Genomic DNA, 18,766 nt, shown 5'->3' on the forward strand with positions numbered 1-18,766 from the left:
TTACTTCTTGTCCTTGTCGTCCTCGTCGTCCACGACCTCGGCGTCGACGATGTCCTCGTCGTCCGCCTGCTGCCCCTGGCCTTCGGCGGTCGGCTGCTCGCCACCGGCCGCGGCGCCCGCGTCCTGCTGCGAGTAGATGGCCTGGCCGAGCTTGCCCTGCGACTCGTTGAGCTTGTCGAACGCGGTCTTCACGGCCTCGTCGTCGTCACCCGCGAGGGCCGACTTCAGGGAGTCGACGTCGGCCTGCACCTCGGACTTGACGTCCGCGGGGAGCTTGTCGTCGTTCTCCTTGATGAGCTTCTCGATCGAGTAGACGAGCTGCTCGGCCTGGTTGCGACGCTCGTTCGCCTCGCGGCGGGCCTTGTCCTCGGCGGCGTGCTCCTCGGCCTCGCGCACCATGCGCTCGATGTCCTCCTTCGGCAGCGACGAGCCGCCGGAGATGACCATCGACTGCTCCTTGCCGGTGCCCTTGTCCTTCGCGGACACGTGCACGATGCCGTTGGCGTCGATGTCGAAGGTGACCTCGACCTGCGGCACGCCGCGGGGGGCCGGCGCGATACCGGTGAGCTCGAAGGTGCCGAGCGGCTTGTTGTCACGGGTGAACTCACGCTCGCCCTGGAAGACCTGGATCGCGACCGACGGCTGGTTGTCATCGGCGGTCGTGAAGGTCTCGCTGCGCTTGGTCGGGATCGCGGTGTTGCGGTCGATGAGCTTCGTCATCAGGCCGCCCTTGGTCTCGATGCCGAGGGACAGCGGCGTGACGTCGATGAGCAGGACGTCCTTGCGCTCACCCTTCAGGACACCGGCCTGCAGCGCGGCGCCGACGGCGACGACCTCGTCCGGGTTGACGCCCTGGTTCGGCTGCTTGCCACCGGTCAGGCTCTTGACGACCTCGGCCACGGCGGGCATGCGGGTCGAACCACCGACGAGCACCACGTGCGCGATGTCGTTGACGCTGACACCCGCCTCCTTGATGACGTCGTTGAACGGCTTCTTGGTGCGGTCGAGCAGGTCGGAGGTCATCTGCTCGAACTGCGCGCGCGAGATGGTCTCGTCGAGGTTCAGCGGGCCCTCGGCGGTCAGCGTCAGGTACGGGAGCTGGATGTTCGCCGACATCTGCGACGAGAGCTCCTTCTTGGCCTGCTCAGCCGCTTCCTTCAGGCGCTGCTTCGCGATCTTGTCCGTGGACAGGTCGACGCCGTGCTCGTCCTTGAACTTCTTGACGAGGTGGTCGACGATGCGCTGGTCCCAGTCGTCGCCGCCGAGGCGGTTGTCGCCCGAGGTCGCGCGGACCTGGATCGTGGAGAAGTCGTCGTCCTTGCCCACCTCGAGCAGGGAGACGTCGAACGTGCCACCACCGAGGTCGAAGACCAGGATGAGCTCGTCTTCCTTGCCCTTGTCGAGGCCGTAGGCGAGCGCCGCAGCGGTCGGCTCGTTGATGATGCGGAGGACGTTGAGGCCGGCGATCTCACCGGCGTCCTTCGTGGCCTGGCGCTCGGCGTCGTTGAAGTACGCCGGGACGGTGATGACCGCGTCGGTGACGTCCTCGCCGAGGTACTGCTCGGCGTCGCGCTTGAGCTTGCCGAGGGTGCGGGCCGAGATCTCCTGCGGCGTGTAGCTCTTGCCGTCGATGTCGACCTTCCAGTCGGTACCGATGTGCCGCTTGACGCTCGCGATGGTGCGGTCGACATTCGTGACGGCCTGGCGCTTGGCGGTCTCGCCGACCAGGACCTCGCCGTCCTTCGTGAAGGCGACGATCGACGGCGTGGTGCGGAGCCCCTCGGCGTTCGCGATGACGGTGGGCTCGCCGCCCTCGAGAACGCTGACGACCGAGTTGGTGGTTCCGAGGTCGATGCCTACTGCACGTCCCATGTTGTGGTGCTCCTTCGGTTGGGTTCGTGGTCTTGCTGAAGCCTACGCGGAGTTGCGTCCGCTGCACTCAAGTTTACTCGCGATGGGAGGCGCGTCAAGTCTGTGAGCGAAAACTTGCGCCGGGTGGGCTCAGGGCGGTAGGCGTCGTCGTACGCATCGCACTCGGAATGATTCCAGCTTCTTCATGCAATATTTCATATGTCCATGTTGGAGCCGTGTGTCCGCACGGCACGATCCCGAAAGACATCTCCTCTTACATGAAGAAGACACTCCGAGCAGTCGGGGCCGCTGGTCTCGCTGCCGCCACCATCGTCACCGGGCTGAGCTTCGGCCCAGCCGCGTCAGCAGTGAATCCCAGCGCGCCGACCGCCAGCCACGCGTTCCCCCCGACGGGCACCCAGATCAGGTGGGTCACACTCGACGGCACGAAGTGGACCTACATGGACGATGCGCTGAACCGCCGAGAAGCAGCGAGCTACTCCGAGGCGCTGGCGAAGGCAAAGAAGCTGGAAGTCCTCAACCATGGTGACCGCTTTGCCATGCGCATTATGGAAGGCGATCGCGCTGGTCAATGTTTGTTCGTCGCCGCGAACAGCCGCGATAAGGGGGACCTGGGCAGTTGGACCAACTGCGACTCTGACTTGACCAACTTCATCTTCGACGCTGCTGGCCGCCTGAAGACTGTGTATGCCAACGAAGGTGCTTACGTCACTGCCGAGAACTCCCTCGTGAACCGGGGCTACTACGGGATGAAGCGTGTCGGCGAGCCCGCCAGAGTGTCCGGTCTGAACTCGGCAACCGCTTCGTACATCGCCGGTGACGACTCGGTCGACCTCTCGGTCGTGGGCCCGAGGGCGGCAGAGACGTCCATCGAGGTGTCGGACGAGAAGGGCGAGCACAGTCAGAGGTTCCGCACGGATGCATCCGGGCGCCTCACGCAGAAGCTGCCCGAGTCGATCGGGTGGGGGCAGAAGGTCCTCGTCAAGTTCAGCGACCAGGACCAGCCGTTCGAGGTACCGACCGGCCGTACCGCTCCGGTGACCGACCTGCACGTCGCGCGGAACGCCAGCGGCAAGCTCGTGCTCAGCGGCAAGGCACCGGGCGGGGCGAACGTGTACGTCGGCGCCTCACGTGTGGCGTCCGAAGCGTTGCAGAACGTCAAGGCCGCGACGAACGGCGCGTTCTCCATGGAGCTCAACGACAAGGCGTCGCGTCTGGCCGAGGGGTACGTCTACGCCTGGGAGCAGGGCGTGCGGACGCAGGTCAAGATCTCCGACCTGTTCGCGCAGGTGAAGGACATCGACCTCGAGGCGGGCACGGCGCACCTCGACGGCTTCGCGCCGGCCATGGCGACGGCGGTGGACGTGTCCTGGGTGGACAAGAACGGCAAGACGAAGGAGCACTCGCCGAAGATCGGTGACGGCGGCGCATTCGAGGACGTGCTGACCGACCTCTCCCTCGGCGAGACCGTCATCCACGTCACCGCGTTCGACGGCGGTACCGAGATCGCGCAGTACGACGTGACGGTCGACCTGCACGTCGCGCCTCTCAAGGCCGACTCCCGGTTCTCCTCCGACCTGATGGAGAACGTCACCGTGTTCGGTGACGCACAGCCCAACTCCTCGGTCCGGATCAAGGACGGCAAGACCGACGTCAAGACCGTCCCGGTGGACGACAACGGGCACTGGGAGACCACGCTCAATGCACCGAACAGGGCGGGCGAGTACGCCCTCACCGTCCACGAGATCGTCCGCGGTGAGGACTACGCGCACTCGGACCTGATGATCGACTACGGCAAGGGCGTGTCGATCACGTCCCCGGACGACGGTTTCGAGGTCGACCCCGGGCAGTCGCTGACGATCAAGGGCGACGCGCAGGACAAGAGCGGCGTGAAGGTCTACGAGAAGGGCAAGCCGCAGAACATCCTCGGCGCGAACCAGGCCGGGACCTCGAACACGTACCGCATCGTGACGTCGGAGCTCGAGGACCGCGAGTACCAGCTCGTCGTCGAGGGCATCTCGAAGGGCTACAACCGCACCCGGGCCGAGATCACGGTCAACCCGGGCAAGTCGTCCGTCGCGAAGCCGACCGCCGAGGTCGAGTTCCCCGAGGACGTGACGAAGAAGGCGATCGTCAAGGGCACCGGTGTCACCGGCGGCATGATCACCGTGAAGGACGAGAACGGCAAGACCGTCGGCGGCCCTGTGTCCGTCGAAGGAGCCCAGGCCGGCACCGGTTCCTGGTCGACGGAGATCGACCCGCTGGGCCCGGGCACGCACACGCTGAAGGTCGAGCAGTCCGGTGTCGACGGCGTGCAGGAGACCACGGTCGACGCCGACTGCGGGCCCGCGGTGGCCGCAGCTGGTCCGGCTGCTCCCTTCGAGGGCAGCTCGACGACCATCACCGGCACCGGCACCGACCGCGCACGGATCGTGATCTCCGAGAACGAGAAGGAGGTCGCCTCCGGAACGGTCGAGCACGGCGCCTTCTCGATCCCGGTCGAGCGGATCCAGGACGGTACGCACACCTACACCGTGACCCAGACCGCTCCGGGGAACACGGTCTCGTCCACCGAGGTCACCGCGGTCCGCGACGCGGCCGTGGTCCCGGTGACGGTCACCTCCCCGAAGTCCGGGGACACCCACGCGCCGAACTCGGTCGTCCGCTTCGAGGGCACCGGCACCCCGGGTGCGAAGGTCGTCGTGCACGCTGGCGAGGGTCTGACCGACTTCGACGCCACCGTCGACCCGCTGGGCAACTGGCACGTCGACCGTCCGGTCACGACCGGTACCTGGATCTTCGACGTCATCCAGACCGCGAAGGGTGGCAACGTCAGCCGGGTCGACGGCATCGAGCTGCCGGAGGCCGGCGTTCCGGTCGACCGACCGTTCGACGTGACCGCACCGACGTCCGGGTCCACGCACAAGGACGAGCTGGTGACGTTCGAGGGGACCGGTACGCCGGAGAGCACGGTCACGATCGATCCGAAGAACCCGAACCTCGCGAAGGTCACCGCCACGGTTGGGATCGACGGCCACTGGTCGGTGAACCGCTGGATCGGCGGTGGCAAGTACGAGTTCGACGTCATCCAGTCGAAGGACAGCACCGAGACCGGTCGCAAGACGGTCCGGATCAACCAGTCGGCCGAGGCCGTGAAGCCCTTCGCGGTGACCTCGCCGGACGACGGTGCGACCGTGAAGGACCAGCTCGTGACCTTCCGCGGGACCGGCGCCGCCGGCAGCACGGTCACCCTCGACCCGAACAACCCGTACCTGGCGACGCTCACCGCCCCCGTCGGCAACGACGGCGAGTGGAGCATCGACCGGTGGATCGGTTCCGGGCAGTACACGTTCACGGTCACCCAGACGACGGACGAGGTGGAGACGGGCCGGGTGACCATGCACCTGAACCAGCCCGCGGAGGTCACGAAGCCCTTCGCCGTGACCTCGCCCGACAACCTCTCCTCGCACCAGAACGAGCTCGTCACGTTCCGCGGCACGGGCAAGGCGGGCAGCACTATCACGCTCGACCCGAACAACCCGTCGCTGGCGACCGTCACGGCCAAGGTCAAGGACAACGGTGACTGGGAGGTCTCCCGCTGGCTCGGCGCCGGCTCGTACCACTTCACCGTGACCCAGACCACGGACGACACTGCCAACGGCAGCGTCGACCTCGATCTGAACCCCGCGGCGACCCGGTAGCACCGACGCCGCACCCACCTCCGGGCGGGCGGGGAGCACCGCCTCTTCGCCCGCCCACCCCTCTGCCACTGACGACGACCCGGAAGAAGCCCCATGCGCAAGCACCTCCTCGCCAGCGCCCTCGCGCTCAGCCTCACCGCCGGCCTCACCGCCTGCAGCCAGCACACTCCCGATCCGGCTCCGACCGCCAGCGCGAGCGGTTCCCCCGCGGCGAAGACCGCGACCTGCTCGGACGGCGTCGCGCTGCTGCGGGCGAACGACCAGCACGGTGACCAGCCGGGGTGTGACCGGTTCAACCTGATGGGCACGGGCAACACGCTCAGCATCGGCGAGACCGAGCAGCTGACCATCGAAGGCAACGGCAACACCGTCACCGTCGAGAGCGTCGAACACGTCACCAGCACGGGCAAGGACAACACCGTCTACTACGACGGCGACGAGCCGGACTTCGACGAGCTCGGGACCGGTACGAAGGTCATCCCCTCCTCAGCACGCTGACCGACGCCACACGCTCCACGACGAAGGGCACCCCGACACGGGGTGCCCTTCGTCGTCCCTGCCGTCCGAGCACCGGCCCGACACCGGCTCGGTAGGCTCGACCCCGTGCGATGGAGTCGAGTGGGCTGGCCCGGGGTCGGGTACGTCTCCCTCGAGGACGTCGAGGGCTACGCCGAGCACCTCGCCCGTCTGGTCACCGACGCACCCCCGTCCGTCGCGGCCCTGGCGTCCGTGACGTGGAACGAGGCCCGCATCGCCGAGTGGCACGAGACCGAGACGACGACGCCGACCGGCACCCCGGACACCGCCGGCATCGACGAGGCGCCGACCCGCACGGTCCGGGCCGTCGTGGTCGTCCGGACCGACGAGGTCCTCGACACCCCGGACGGCCTCTGGCGCCGCTGGAACCACGCCCGTGTGACGCTCGAGTTCCACCGCGCCGTCCTCGAGCCCGCGGACACCGCAGCGCTCGCGGTCCTCGCCGGCGACGTCCAGGTCTCCCGCGGCGAGATCGCCCACGTCGACGCCGACGTCTGGGAGCTCCGCCTGCTGCTCTCCCCCACCGGCGAGCTCGCGGTGCACTTCCGCGACGTGGTGATCGAGGTCCGCCCCGTCGCCGAGTCGGCGTGGTCCGACCTGGAGGCACGCCCCACCCACGGCTGGCACGGCCCGGTGCCGGACGGCTGGCTCGAGTGGGCCGCCCCCGCGGTGCGCGCTGCGGGTCACGGGGACGTCGGCGGGCTCTCGCTCGAGCTCGACGGGTTCGGCGCGGACCCGACCGGGATCGACGAGGTCGACCCGCGCTGGGGCTTCGCCCCGCTGCACGCCGCCGCATGGTTCGACCGGCGCGGGACGACGGAGGCGCTCATCGAGCGGGGCGCGGACGTCACGGTGCTCGACGCCGAGGACCGGACGGCGCTCGACATCGCTCGCGAGCGGGGCTCGCGCAAGGCCGAGGAGGTGCTGCTCGCCTGGTTCGACGCACATGCCTTCGGCGAGGCCCACGTCGCCGACGACCCCTCGAGCGACGAGGCGACCCGCTGATCGAGGGGCCCATGGACGGACTGGAGGCGGGGGGGGCGCGGGGACCCCCCCCCCCCGCCCGGGGGGGGGGGGGGCCGGGGGCGGGGGGGGGGGGGGGGGCCCCGCGGCCCCCCCGCCTCCAGTCCGTCAGGGGATCGCGTCAGTCGCGACGGGTCTCGAGCGCGTTCGCCTGCGCGACCTTCCCGTACCAGCGCGCCGAGTCCTTCGGCGTCCGTGCGAAGGTGTCGCGGTCCCACGCGACGAGCCCGAAGGTCGGGCGGTAGCCGGAGGCCCACTCGTAGTTGTCGAGGAGGGACCAGTGCTGGTAGCCGAGGACCTCGATGCCGTCCTCGATGCAGCGGTGGATGCCCTCGAGGGCGCCCTGCGTGTACGCGACCCGGCGGGAGTCGTCGGCGGTGGCGATGCCGTTCTCGGTGATCATCAGCGGCACGTGGCCGGAGAGCTCCCACGCGCTGCGGAGCCCGTCGGCCGACGCCTCCGGCCAGAACTCCCACCCGGTGAGGGTCGTCTCGACGTCGTTCGACACGGGCAGCGGCCCGTCCGGCCCGATGAAGGTACGGGTGTACGCCTGCACGCCGAGGAAGTCGTCGCCCGCGGCCTGCTCGAGGTACCAGTCGTCACGCGGGTAGCCGTACTCGCGGAGCATCTCCTCGGAGCCGGGCTCGCCGTTCGCGCGGAACGCCTGCGTGGCGATGGTCCAGCCGGACTGGAGCCCGGCGACCTGGGACAGGACCTCGCGGGACCGCTCGTGCGACGCGAGCAGCTGGTCCGCCACGTGCAGGTCCGGGTTCGGCAGGCCGTAGGCGACCAGGTTGGCGGCGTCCTCTCCCCCGGCGAGCATCGCGGCGATGTTCGGCTCGTTGATCGTGCAGACGTAGCGGACGCCGTCCTGCACGACCGGCAGCGCGGCCTCGGTGTAGCGGGCGAACAGGTCGGCCGCGTCGTCGGCGCGCCAGAAGCCGTCGCGCTCGAACCAGCGCGGCACGGTGAAGTGCATGAGGGTGACGATCGGCTCGATGCCGGCCTCGTGGCACGCCTCGACCATGCGGCGGTAGTGGTCGACCTCGGCGCGGGAGACGTGACCGCGCTCGGGCTCGATGCGTGCCCACTCGATGCTGAACCGGTAGGAGTTCAGGCCGAGGTCGGCGGCGATGCGGATGTCCTCGCGGTAGCGGTGGTAGCTGTCCGCGGCGTCGCCGGAGGGTTCGACGATGGTGGTGTCGGGCTCGTGCTCGTGCACCCACCAGTTGCTGTTGACGTTGTTGCCCTCGATCTGGTGGGCGGCGGTGGCGGCACCCCAGAGGAAGCCGTCGGGGAACTGCAGCGTGGTGATGATGGTGCCTTTCAGGTGCGAGCCGGCGCGTGCCGGCCGAGGAAGTCGTCGAAGAGCGCGATGGTCGCGGTCGGGTTCTCGACGTGGGGGCCGTGGTAGCTCGTGGGGACGACCTCGTAGCGGGCGCCGGTGTCCTCGGCCATCTGCTGCTGCCACGGGATCGGCCAGGCGCCGTCCCACTCGCCGTGCGCCACGAGGACCGGCAGCCCGGTCGCGCGGAGTTCGGCGGACGAGTCGGTGTGATCCTCGAGGATGTGCCCGCCGGCGACGACGCTCAGCGGGCTCGTGGCGTCGAAGCGGTCGCGGACCATCCGGGCGTCGTCGGGGAGTTCCTCGTCGGGTCGGTACGCCCAGAGCGGGTTCGTCGCGTCGAACAGCTGGCGGAGGTTGCCGCCGGTGTCGTGCAGGATCGTCAGCTCCGTGACCTTGCGGTAGGGCCAGCCGTAGGGGCCGGAGCAGAACTGCACGAGGGACCGGAACGACTGCGGCGAGGCGATGGCGGCCTCGCGGGCGATCACGCCGCCGAGCGAGTGCCCGATCAGGTGCACGGGCGCGCCGTCGTCGAGCAGGGCTGCGACCCGGACGACGTCGGCGGCCTCCTCGTCGAGGGAGTAGTCCGATGGACTCCCTGGCGCGGCCGAGTCCGCCTGGCCGCGGCGGCTGATCGCGACCGCGGTCCAGCCGGCCTCGCGCAGGAGCGGCATGAAGGTGCGCCAGTCCTCCTTCGAACCGGTGTACCCGGGGACGACGAGCACGACGCCCTTCGACGGTCCGGACGGGACCACCCGGTAGGCGGTCAGCCGTCCGACCGGCAGGTCGATGCCGACGACGTCGACGCCCTCGGGCGTGGGGAGGTGCCCGAAGGCCGGGACGGACGGGAACTCGTGCACCGTGGTCATGCGAGCAGTGTCCGCCGCGGGTTGGGCACCGCGTCCAGCAGCGCGACCGTGTAGTCGTCCTGCGGGTGCTGCAGCACGTCGGCCGTCCGGCCCCGCTCGACCACCGCGCCGTCGTGCAGCACCATGATGTCGTCGGTGATGAGCCGCGCGCTCAGCAGGTCGTGCGTGATGTAGAGGAGCGAGACACCCCACTGCTCCCGCAGGTCCTCGAGCAGCGCGAGCACGCCGGCGCGCAGCGTCACGTCGAGCATCGAGACGGGCTCGTCGGCGATGATCACCTGCGGGTCGCTCGCGAGCGCCCGGGCGATGACGACGCGCTGCCGCTGCCCGCCGGAGAGCTGGTGCGGGAGCTTCTGCGCGAACTGCTCGACGGGGGTCAGGCCCACGGTCTCGAGGATCTCGAGCATCCGGCGCCGGGCATCCCGCCCGCGGAGCCCGGTGTAGTTCGCGATCGGCCGGGACAGGATGTACTCCACCGTGTGCAGCGGGTTGAGCGCCGCGTACGGGTCCTGGAACACCATCTGCACCTCGGAGCGCAGGTCCTTGAGCCCCCGCCGCCCGAGCTTCGCCACGTCCGTGTCGCCGAAGCGCACCGTGCCCGAGGTCGGCTGCTCGACGCCGGTGAGCATCTTCGCGATGGTCGACTTGCCCGAGCCGGACTGGCCGACCAGGGCGAGCGACTGCCCGGGTTCGAGGGTGAACGACACGTCGCGGACCGCCTGCACGGGCTGCTCACCGCGGCGGGGCGCCGGGTACGTCTTCACGAGGTGGTCGACGACGATCGGGTTCTTCGCGGCACTGCGCTCACGCGACCCGACGGTGGCGAACGACGAGGTCGTCTCCTGACGGGAGACCGACCGCTGCGACCGATCGGGGAAGCCCGGCAGCGACACGACCTCCGCGCGCGGATCGGCGTAGTGCGACAGGAGCATCTTCGTGTAGTCGTCCTGCGGGTCGCGGAGGACCTCGAGCGACCGGCCGTCCTCGACGATCCGCCCCTCGTGCATGACGAGCACGCGCTCGGTGGCCTCGAGCACGATGCCGAGGTCGTGGCTGATGAGGATCGCCGTGAACCCCTCGGACCGCTGCAGCTCGATGATCGTGTCCATCACCGCGTGCTGCACGAGGACGTCGAGGGCCGTGGTCGGCTCGTCGAACACCATGAGCTGCGGCTCGAGCGACAGCGCGAGGGCGATCGACACGCGCTGCCGCATGCCGCCGGAGAGCTCGCCGGGGTACCGCGCGAGCATCGTCTCGGGCAGCTTCACCTTGCCGATGAGCTCCCGCATCCGGGCGTCCCAGCGCTCGCGCGGCACGTGGCCGTGGGCCTTGAAGACGTCGATGAAGTGGTTGCGGATCGTGCGCACCGGGTTGAGCGCGTTCATGCCGGACTGCAGCACCATCGCGAAGCCGCCCTGGCGCTGCTGCCGGAGTGCCTCGTCGTCGAGGTCACGGATGTCCGCCCCGCCGAAGACGATGCTGCCGCCGTTGGTGCGCGCCGGCGGCTTCTGCAGCCGGGTCAGCGCGTAGCCGAGGGTCGACTTGCCCGAGCCGGACTCGCCGACCAGGCCGACGAACTCGCCCTTGCGCAGCTGGAAGGAGACGTGGTCGACGGCCTGGACGGCCGTCTGGCCGGCCGACTCGTAGACGACGGACAGGTCGCGGACGTCGAGCAGGACCTCGGCCTGGGTGCCGTCGGACGGGAGGCGCGTGGCGGTGCCGCCACGGGCCTCCAGGCCGTCGCTGGTTGCGCCGCTCATGCGGTGACCTCCTTGCGCTTGCGGCGCGCGCCCTCGCGCAGCCGCGGGTTGGACACGGCGTCGACGCCGAAGTTGATGAGGGTGAGGCTCATCGCCAGCAGGGCGATGCAGAGACCGGGGGCGAACAGCAGGATCCACTGGCCGGTGAGCAGTGCGTTCGAGTTCTGCGCCCAGTAGAGGATCGTGCCCCAGCTGACGATCGACGAGTCGCCGAGTCCGAGGAACTCCAGACCGGCCTCGGCGAGGATCGCGCTGGTCGCCGCGCCGAAGAAGCTGCCGACGATCAGGCTCGTCATGTTCGGCAGGATCTCGCGGAACACGATGCGCGTCGCACCGTCACCGGAGAACTGCGCCGCGGTGACGAAGTCGCGGCTGCGCAGGGACTGCGTCTGGCTGCGCAGGACGCGCGCACCCCAGGCCCAGCCGGTGACGACGATCACGGCGATGATCACCGCGATGCCGCCGTTCTGCAGGTAGGCCGCGATGACGATCATGAGCGGCAGGCCCGGGATGACGAGGAACAGGTTCACGATGAACCCGATGACCTCGGCGACCCAGCCGCGGATGTAGCCCCAGCTCAGGCCGATCGCGACGGCGACGAGCGTGGACAGGAGGCCCGCGACCGCGCCGACGAGCACGGAGACCCGGGCGCCGTAGATCAGTTGGGAGAGGACGTCCTCGCCGGCGGCGGTGGTACCCATCCAGTGCGCCCAGCTGGCGTCGGCATTCCGCGCGAAGCCGTTCTGACTGCCGCCGTAGGGGGCGAGGAGCGGGGCGAACAGGGCGATGAGGACGAAGGTGCCGAGGATGCACAGGCCGATGCGGGCCTTCGTGTTGCTCCAGACGACGCCGAACTGTCGTCCTGCTGATCGGAGCTTGGAGGGGGCCTGCTGGTCGCCCTGGTCTTGTTGCTTGTCTTGGGTCCGTACTGCGACGGTCGCGTTGTCGGTCATCGGCGCGTCCTCGGGTCCAGGACGCCGTACAGGACGTCCACGATGAAGTTGGCGATGAGCACCGACACGGTGATCATCAGGAAGAGGGCCTGCATGAGCGGGTAGTCCTGCCCGATCACGGCGTTGAAGAGCAGGTAGCCGATGCCCGGGTAGCCGAACACCTGCTCGACCAGCACCGAGCCGCCGACCACGCCACCGAGCGCCAGGCCGAAGCCGGTCAGGTTCGGCAGGATCGCGTTGCGCGCGGCGTACCGGACGGCGACCGTGCGACCGCGGAGGCCGTTGGCCTCGGCGAAGGTGACGTAGTCGTCACCGAGGGTGTTGATCATCGCGTTGCGCATGCCGATGATCCAGCCGCCGAGGCTCGTCACGAGGATCGTCACGGCCGGCAGGACCGCGTGCCGCAGGACGTCGCCGATGTAGGTGCCGTTCCAGCCCGGGACGCTCGTCGCGGACGACGCCCCGGTGGTCGGGAACCAGTGCAGGACGTAGCCGAGGAAGAACAGCAGCAGGAGCGCCGTCCAGAAGTACGGGAACGTCGACATGAAGCTGCCGGACAGGGTCGGGAGCGAGTCGAGCCACGTGCCGCGCTTCCACGCCGCAGCGACACCGATCAGCGTGCCGATGACGAACGCCAGGACCGTCACCGTGCCGACGAGCACGAGCGTGTACGGCAGTGCGCGGCCGACCAGGTCACCGACCGGCTGCGGGTAGAACGTGTAGCTCGTGCCGAAGTCGAGGGTGACGACCTGGTGCAGGTAGCTGACGTACTGGTCCCAGAGGTTGCCGCTGGGGACGCCGAGCTGGGCCTCGATGGCCTTCTTCGTGGCGTCGGTGACCGGACCGTTCTGGCTGAGCTTCGCAAGCGCCGCGTCGGACGGGCTGCCCGGCATGAGGCGCGGGAGCACGAAGTTCAGCGTGACCGCGGCCCAGAGGGTCAGGACGAAGAGGACGAGTTTCTGGAGGATGTACTTCACTTGCCCGCCTCCTTCTGCTGCGTCTTCTGCTCTTCGAGGATCTGCTTGCCTGCTGCGCTGTCACGGAGCCGGAGCTTCGTGAAGATGAGCAGCGGTGCGGAGTCGTAGTTCTGCGGAGCCATGTACGGGTCCTCGGCGCTCGGCCAGCCGACGAACTTGCCGGTGTTGAACAGGCCCCAGAGTCCGCCGTAGTACATGCCGATCACGGGCAGGTCGTCGTACACGATGGCCTGCAGCTGGTCCAGGATCCGCTGCTGCTCGGCACGGTCGGTCGTGCCGCGGTACTCGTCGAGGAGCTTCTGGGTGTCCGCGTTCCTGTACCGCTCGAAGTTGTTCACCGTCGACTTGCCGACCGGCTGGTAGAAGTCGCTCGACAGCAGCGAGTTGTAGGCCTGGAAGACGTCGCCGTTCCCCATGCCGCCCATCGCCATGTCGAACTTGCCGTTGTTGATGTTCTGCTGGTAGCCGGCGGGCTGCGGTGCCTGGATCTGCACCTTCACGCCGATCTTCCCGAGGTCACGCTGCACCTGCTGTGCGGCACGGAGCCAGTCCGAGTAGCCGTTCGCGGTCATCAGGTTGATCTCGAGCTGCTTGCCGTCCTTGACGAGCTTGCCGCCCTGCTGCTCGTAGCCGGACTTCGCGAACTCGGCGAGGGCGCGGTCGGTGTCCTGCGTGATCATCCCCTTGTCGGGGATCGACGGGTCGAGGTACTGCTCCTGGTTCGGCAGGATCAGGCCGGTCTGACCCGCGGCGCTGAGGTTGCCCTCGGAGGCGGTCTCGGCGATGCCGTCGCGGTCGAGCGCGTAGGAGATGCCCTTGCGCACGTTGACGTCGTCGTACGGCGCCTTCGTCAGGTTCGGGATGAGACCGATCACGCCGCCGGCGGGGAACCACCACTGGTTCGTGTCGGACGCGGCCCCCCACGTGCCCTTGACGTCCGAGATGAACGAGTACGCCCAGTCGTAGCCACGCGTGACGGTGTCGAGCTGCGTGTTCGTCGCGGGGAGCACGAGGTGCTCGATCGCGATCTTGTCCGCCTGCCAGTACGTCGGGTTCTTGTCCATCGAGTACTGCTGGTCGGAGTAGTTGCCCAGGACGAACGGACCGGTGCCGACCGGGTTCGGGTCACGCCAGGTGACCGGGTCCTTCACCTTCCCGTAGTGGTGCTCGGGGAGGATGTAGGTCGCGCCGATGATGTTGAGGCTCGGGACGTCCTCGCCGTTGAGGTGGAAGACCAGGTGGTCGCCGTCCCGCTCGATGCGGTCGATGTGCTGCCAGGCACCCTTGACGTCCATCGCCGGGAACTTCTTGAGCAGGTCGAACGTGAAGAGGACGTCCTCGGGGGTGAACGGCGTGCCGTCGGACCACTCGACGCCCTTGCGGATCGTCATGTCGATCGTCCGCGCGTCGGGCAGCTCCCAGGAGCTCGCGAGCCACGGGGTGCCCTTGCCGTCGAGCGGGTTGATCTCGATGAGCGGCTCGTACATCCACTTGCTCGCGGTGCGGGCGTTCGGGATGTACGGGTTGAAGTTACGGTCGAACAGTGGGTTGCCACGGTCCGCGTTGATGAGCATCGTGTCCTTGCCGATGCTCGGGTCCGGCTGGGAGCGGACCTGGATGCTGCAGCCGGTGGCCACGAGGGCCACGACCGCGAGTCCGGCGATGGCGGCGGCGATGCGGCCGCGCCGGCGGGCGGGGGTGTGCGGCGCCGGTGGCGTCCGCCGTCCGTCCGTGCGCGGGTCGCGGTGCCCGCGCGTGCGCTGTGGGGGAAGCGTCATTGCTCGGTCGACCTCCGTGTCGAGTGGGTGCTCCGCCCAATGTATGCGCTTACATCGCGCTCCGCAACTGCGGTCCCTTCTGGTGGTCGCCACGACCGAGGGCCGTCCACGAGCGTTCCGGTCGCACGACATGCCGCCCGTTCGCCGTACAGACGGCAAGTCGTGCGACCGGAGCGGCAGTCGGCGGCATGTCGTGCGACCTGAGCCAGGGCCAGATCCCGACCCGGCGACGCCTACATCGAGGGCGGGCAGCTCTCGCGCAGCAGCACCTCGACCGGCAGCCGCACAGCGCGCGGGGGCCCGTCGCGCCGCTCGAACCGGTCGACGATCGCCCGGACGGCCGCACGACCGAGCTCCCCCATCGGCTGGTGCACCGTCGTCAGGGGCGGCGTCGAGAAGCGCCCGGCGTCGATGCCGTCGAAGCCGGTCACCACGACGTCCTCGGGGACGCGCAGCCCCCGCGCCCCGGCGGCGTCGAGCACGCCGAGCGCGGACTGGTCGTTCGAGCAGATCACCCCGCGGGGGACGTCGACTCCGTCGAACAGGGCCGACGCGAGCTCACGAGCCCGTGCGCGCCCGAAGTCGCCGTGCACCACCCGCACGTCGGACGCCGCCAGGTCGTTGTCGGCGAGCGCCTGGCGGAAGCCCGCCGAACGCTCGATGTCGTCCGGAGAGTCGATCGGCCCCGCCAGGTACGCCAGCGAGCGGATCCCGAGCCGACCGATCACGTGCGAGGCGAGCGTGCGCATGCCCGCGGCGTTGTCGACGCTCACCGAGTCGAAGCCGTGCGAGCGCCGGTCGTCCGCGAGCACCACGACCGGGATGCGCCGGGCGACGTGCTCGAGCAGGTCGTCGGGCACCGTCTGCGCGAGTACCGCGAGGCCGTCGACCCGACCCGCGACGTCGTTCACGATGACGTCCCGCGAGGACCCCCGCCCGGCCGCCACCATCAGGGCGAGCCCCCGCTGCCACGCCTCGGTCTCGGCACCGCGCAGGACCTCGTCGAAGTACAGGTTCGACGAGAACGGTTGCGTGACGTGGCGTCGGTCGTCGACCACCCGGACGCCACCGTCCGTGACGAGGTCGGGTCGCTCGTCCGGGACGACGTCGAACCCCGGCAGCAGCAGGCCGACCACGCCAGTCCGCTTGCCGGCCAGGGCGCGTGCGTTGCCGGACGGCACGTAGCCGAGGCTCCGGATCGCCGCCTGCACGCGGTCGCGGGTGCCCTCACGGACGGCGTCCGGCGTGCGGAGCACGCGGGAGACGGTGGCGATGGACACGCCGGCCTGGGACGCGACGTCGTAGACCGTGGGAGGTGCGGTGCGCTGCGCGCTCATGCCGTGCCTCCCGTCCGACGTCCACCCGGCCGCAGCACCGGTGCGCGGCCGCACCATCCTAGGCACGGGCCCGGCTCCGACTCCTCCACAGGCCGGCCGACACCCTTGCGCTCCGCGGAGGGGCGGGCGCAGACTGTTGCGACCTCAGAACGTCCCGTGAGGAAGCGCACCACGACGGTGCCCACGCACACAGGAGGAACTCTCGATGTCCCAGCAGACGCGGTCCGGCAGCAAGCACGCCATCCGACTCACCACCGACGAGGCCGAGGTGCGCGACGCGCTCCTCGACCACACCGAGCACGGCGCGACGCTGTCCGCCCAGGAGATCGACGGGTCCGAGGAACCCACGACCAGGGCCTGACCAGCCGGGAGGCACGGGTCGGGTCCGCCTCGTCGGTCCGGCCGGTGCCTCCCGGCCGGTGCGCCCCGGTGCCTGTTGGCCGGTGCGCCCGGGTGGCGAGTGCGGCCGGTCGCTCCTGACCGGTGCGCCTGGGTGGTCAGTGCGCCTGGGTGGTTGCCGGGTCGCCGTCGCCGAGCAGCTCCGGGCTGCCGACGATCGCCATGCCGGCACCGCGCAGGCGCCGTCGCTCCTGCGCGATGAACGCGAGCAGGCGGTCGTTGGTCCCCGCGACGTGCGCCGCCAGCAGCTCGGCCGCGCGGTCGGCCTCGCCGGCACGGACGGCCTCGAGGATCGCGCTGTGCTCGTCCCACGCGGCCTCGCGCGCCTCTGCGGTGCGGACCTCGATCCACCGCGTCCGCTCGAGTCGAGTGAGGGCGTCGGCGATCGCATCGGTGACGAAGCGGTTGCCCCCGAGCGCGGCGAGGTCCAGGTGGAACGTCGACCCCATGCGGATTCCGGCCTCGCGGTCGGGTGTGCTGCGGAGCTGGTCGAGGTGCGCACGGACCTCGTCGAGCTGCTCGGCGGAGGCGCGCTCGACGGCGAGACGCGCCGCGGCGGGTTCGAGCACGCCGCGGAGCTCGGCGAGCGACGCGATCTCGTCGAGGTCGATCGGGGTGACCGTCCACGACCGCCCCTCGTGGAGGATGAGCCCCTCGCGCTCGAGCCGTGACAGCGCAGCGCGCACGGGGGTCCGTGAGGCGTGGAAGCGCCCCTCGAGTCCGCGCTCCGAGATCCGCTCCCCGGGGGCGATGTCGAGGGTCAGGATCGCCGCACGCAGGTTGTCGTAGAGCTGGCTCGTCTGCGACACGGGCACGGCGGTCTCGGTCGTCTCGGTCACGGCGGACCAGCGTAGTGCAGATCGACGCGTGTTGGTATACCGTCCTGGTACACCAACCGCTCCCCGATCGAGACGACGTGCCCGCGCAGACCACCACCGCCGCTCCGCCCGTCGTCCCCGCCAGGGCGTGGACCATGCTCGCGCTCGGCGTCGCGGCACAGGCCGCCGGGACCCTCGTCGTCTCCGCCCCGGCGCTGCTCATCCCGCACCTGCTGGCGCAGGGGATGCCCTTCGCGTCGGCGGGACTGTTCGCGGCCGCCCCGACGATCGGCCTCGTCCTCACCCTCATCGCCTGGGGCGCGGTGACCGACCGCGTCGGCGAACGGGTGGTGATCGCCGGCGGACTCGCGCTGACCACCCTGACCGTCGTCGCGGCGTGGGTCACGGCGGGCGACCCACTGCTGCTCGGGGTCGCGTTCCTGGCGGCGGGCATGACGAGTGCCTCGACGAACGCGGCGAGCGGACGGGTCGTGGTCGGGTGGTTCCCGAGGGAGCGCCGGGGGCTCGCGATGGGCATCCGGCAGATGTCGCAGCCGCTCGGCGTGACGCTCGCTGCCGTGACGGTGCCGCTGCTGACCGAGACGCACGGTGTCCGGACCGCACTCGTGCTGCCGTTCGTGCTGTGCGCGGTGCTCACCGTGCTCTGCGCCGTCGGCATCGTCGATCCCCCACGGCCTCGGCAGGCCCGGGCAGCGGCGGCGACCGCGACGATCGACGCGGGCCCCGCGAACCCGTACCGGGCGTCCGGGTTCCTGTGGCGGGTGCACCTCGTGTCGGTGCTGCTCGTCGTGCCGCAGTTCACGCTCTCGACGTACGGGCTGGTCTGGCTGGTGGGCCTCGGGTGGTCGACGCCTGCGGCCGGACTGCTGGTCGGCGCCTCGCAGTTCGTGGGGGCCGTCGGGCGCATCCTGGTCGGCGCCTGGAGCGACCGCGTCGCTTCCCGGGTCGGGCCGTTGCGCGTCGTCGCGGTGGCCGCAGCGGCGGTCATGGGCGCACTCGCGCTCGTCGACGTGTCGCACTGGGCGCCCGCGGCGGTGTTCCTCGTCATCGCCACGAGCGTCACCGTGGCGGACAACGGCCTCGCCTACACGTCGGTGGCCGAGGCGGCGGGGCCCTCGTGGTCGGGCCGGGCGCTCGGTGCGCAGAACACGGGGCAGTTCCTGGCGGCGAGCGCCGTCGGCCCCGGTGTCGGTGCACTCGTCGGGGTGCTCGGCTTCGCGGCGTCGTTCGCGATCGTGGCCGCGCTCCCCCTGCTCGCGCTGCCGGTCGTCCCGCGCGCCGACGTCTCCCACGACTGACGCCCAGCACCGCCCGCAACACGCGACGTCGGCGGCTGCTCGCAGGGGTGTACCGCTGCGAGCAACCGCCGACGTTGC

General features: G+C 70.0%; 14 protein-coding genes. 5 read left to right on the forward strand and 9 right to left on the reverse strand.

Annotated features, from left to right (window positions below; all coding sequences use genetic code 11):
* Complete coding sequence (gene dnaK, locus ACH0A8_RS07465; protein ID WP_406906916.1) at window positions 1–1,872, reverse strand: molecular chaperone DnaK; 1,872 nt, start codon at window positions 1,870–1,872, stop codon at window positions 1–3.
* A 257-nt stretch (window positions 1,873–2,129) separates the two neighbouring features.
* On the opposite strand from dnaK, the gene ACH0A8_RS07470 reads away from it, so the two are divergent.
* The 3 genes from ACH0A8_RS07470 (at window position 2,130) to ACH0A8_RS07480 (ending at window position 7,115) form a co-directional block, all read left to right on the forward strand.
* Complete coding sequence (locus tag ACH0A8_RS07470; RefSeq protein WP_406906917.1) at window positions 2,130–5,573, forward strand: hypothetical protein; 3,444 nt, start codon at window positions 2,130–2,132, stop codon at window positions 5,571–5,573.
* Window positions 5,574–5,666: 93 nt separating this feature from the next.
* Entirely contained in the window at window positions 5,667–6,071 is a 405-nt protein-coding gene (locus ACH0A8_RS07475) for a DUF3060 domain-containing protein (RefSeq protein ID WP_406906918.1), read from the forward strand.
* Between the two features lie 105 nt (window positions 6,072–6,176).
* Window positions 6,177–7,115 carry a hypothetical protein gene (locus ACH0A8_RS07480; RefSeq protein ID WP_209684154.1) on the forward strand — a complete coding sequence of 313 codons (939 nt, stop codon included), beginning with the start codon at window positions 6,177–6,179 and terminating at the stop codon, window positions 7,113–7,115.
* A gap of 139 nt (window positions 7,116–7,254) precedes the next feature.
* On the opposite strand, the gene ACH0A8_RS07485 is transcribed toward ACH0A8_RS07480, so the two are convergent.
* From ACH0A8_RS07485 to ACH0A8_RS07515, 7 genes are all read right to left on the reverse strand, one after another.
* On the reverse strand, window positions 7,255–8,451 hold the full coding sequence (locus ACH0A8_RS07485; RefSeq protein WP_406906961.1) for a glycoside hydrolase family 1 protein: 1,197 nt from the start codon (window positions 8,449–8,451) through the stop codon (window positions 7,255–7,257).
* 8 nt (window positions 8,452–8,459) lie between these two features.
* On the reverse strand, window positions 8,460–9,347 hold the full coding sequence (locus tag ACH0A8_RS07490; RefSeq protein ID WP_251160508.1) for an alpha/beta fold hydrolase: 888 nt from the start codon (window positions 9,345–9,347) through the stop codon (window positions 8,460–8,462).
* Complete coding sequence (locus ACH0A8_RS07495) at window positions 9,344–11,107, reverse strand: ABC transporter ATP-binding protein (RefSeq protein ID WP_251160509.1); 1,764 nt, start codon at window positions 11,105–11,107, stop codon at window positions 9,344–9,346. The genes ACH0A8_RS07490 and ACH0A8_RS07495 overlap by 4 nt, the downstream gene beginning before the upstream one ends.
* Entirely contained in the window at window positions 11,104–12,060 is a 957-nt protein-coding gene (locus ACH0A8_RS07500) for an ABC transporter permease (protein WP_066651920.1), read from the reverse strand. Before ACH0A8_RS07500 ends, ACH0A8_RS07495 begins: the two co-directional genes overlap by 4 nt.
* A complete protein-coding gene (locus ACH0A8_RS07505; RefSeq protein ID WP_066651916.1) occupies window positions 12,057–13,037 on the reverse strand; it encodes an ABC transporter permease in 981 nt (326 codons plus the stop codon). Before ACH0A8_RS07505 ends, ACH0A8_RS07500 begins: the two co-directional genes overlap by 4 nt.
* Window positions 13,034–14,815 carry an ABC transporter substrate-binding protein gene (locus ACH0A8_RS07510; RefSeq protein WP_251154154.1) on the reverse strand — a complete coding sequence of 594 codons (1,782 nt, stop codon included), beginning with the start codon at window positions 14,813–14,815 and terminating at the stop codon, window positions 13,034–13,036. Before ACH0A8_RS07510 ends, ACH0A8_RS07505 begins: the two co-directional genes overlap by 4 nt.
* A gap of 233 nt (window positions 14,816–15,048) precedes the next feature.
* Window positions 15,049–16,152 (reverse strand): LacI family DNA-binding transcriptional regulator, encoded by a 1,104-nt coding sequence (locus ACH0A8_RS07515; RefSeq protein WP_209684160.1) that lies wholly within the window; start codon window positions 16,150–16,152, stop codon window positions 15,049–15,051.
* Between the two features lie 205 nt (window positions 16,153–16,357).
* Between ACH0A8_RS07515 and ACH0A8_RS07520 the strand changes: the two genes are divergently transcribed.
* Complete coding sequence (locus ACH0A8_RS07520; protein ID WP_158407723.1) at window positions 16,358–16,513, forward strand: hypothetical protein; 156 nt, start codon at window positions 16,358–16,360, stop codon at window positions 16,511–16,513.
* A 136-nt stretch (window positions 16,514–16,649) separates the two neighbouring features.
* On the opposite strand, the gene ACH0A8_RS07525 is transcribed toward ACH0A8_RS07520, so the two are convergent.
* Window positions 16,650–17,390 (reverse strand): GntR family transcriptional regulator, encoded by a 741-nt coding sequence (locus tag ACH0A8_RS07525; protein WP_406906919.1) that lies wholly within the window; start codon window positions 17,388–17,390, stop codon window positions 16,650–16,652.
* Between the two features lie 134 nt (window positions 17,391–17,524).
* On the opposite strand from ACH0A8_RS07525, the gene ACH0A8_RS07530 reads away from it, so the two are divergent.
* On the forward strand, window positions 17,525–18,688 hold the full coding sequence (locus ACH0A8_RS07530) for an MFS transporter (protein ID WP_209684485.1): 1,164 nt from the start codon (window positions 17,525–17,527) through the stop codon (window positions 18,686–18,688).
* Window positions 18,689–18,766: the final 78 nt, after the last annotated feature.

The sequence above is a fragment of the Curtobacterium sp. 179-B 9B NHS genome (assembly GCF_045370965.1).
GTDB lineage: Bacteria > Actinomycetota > Actinomycetes > Actinomycetales > Microbacteriaceae > Curtobacterium.

What these genes read in the sequence shown, in the direction of transcription:
- ACH0A8_RS07495 (WP_251160509.1), bottom strand. Translation starts at nt 11,107, where the DNA reads ATGAGCGGCGCAACCAGCGACGGCCTGGAGGCCCGTGGCGGCACCGCC.
- ACH0A8_RS07500 (WP_066651920.1), bottom strand. Translation starts at nt 12,060, where the DNA reads ATGACCGACAACGCGACCGTCGCAGTACGGACCCAAGACAAGCAACAA.
- dnaK (WP_406906916.1), bottom strand. Translation starts at nt 1,872, where the DNA reads ATGGGACGTGCAGTAGGCATCGACCTCGGAACCACCAACTCGGTCGTC.
- ACH0A8_RS07490 (WP_251160508.1), bottom strand. Translation starts at nt 9,347, where the DNA reads ATGACCACGGTGCACGAGTTCCCGTCCGTCCCGGCCTTCGGGCACCTC.
- ACH0A8_RS07475 (WP_406906918.1), top strand. Translation starts at nt 5,667, where the DNA reads ATGCGCAAGCACCTCCTCGCCAGCGCCCTCGCGCTCAGCCTCACCGCC.
- ACH0A8_RS07510 (WP_251154154.1), bottom strand. Translation starts at nt 14,815, where the DNA reads ATGACGCTTCCCCCACAGCGCACGCGCGGGCACCGCGACCCGCGCACG.
- ACH0A8_RS07520 (WP_158407723.1), top strand. Translation starts at nt 16,358, where the DNA reads ATGTCCCAGCAGACGCGGTCCGGCAGCAAGCACGCCATCCGACTCACC.
- ACH0A8_RS07470 (WP_406906917.1), top strand. Translation starts at nt 2,130, where the DNA reads ATGAAGAAGACACTCCGAGCAGTCGGGGCCGCTGGTCTCGCTGCCGCC.
- ACH0A8_RS07515 (WP_209684160.1), bottom strand. Translation starts at nt 16,152, where the DNA reads ATGAGCGCGCAGCGCACCGCACCTCCCACGGTCTACGACGTCGCGTCC.
- ACH0A8_RS07530 (WP_209684485.1), top strand. Translation starts at nt 17,525, where the DNA reads ATGCTCGCGCTCGGCGTCGCGGCACAGGCCGCCGGGACCCTCGTCGTC.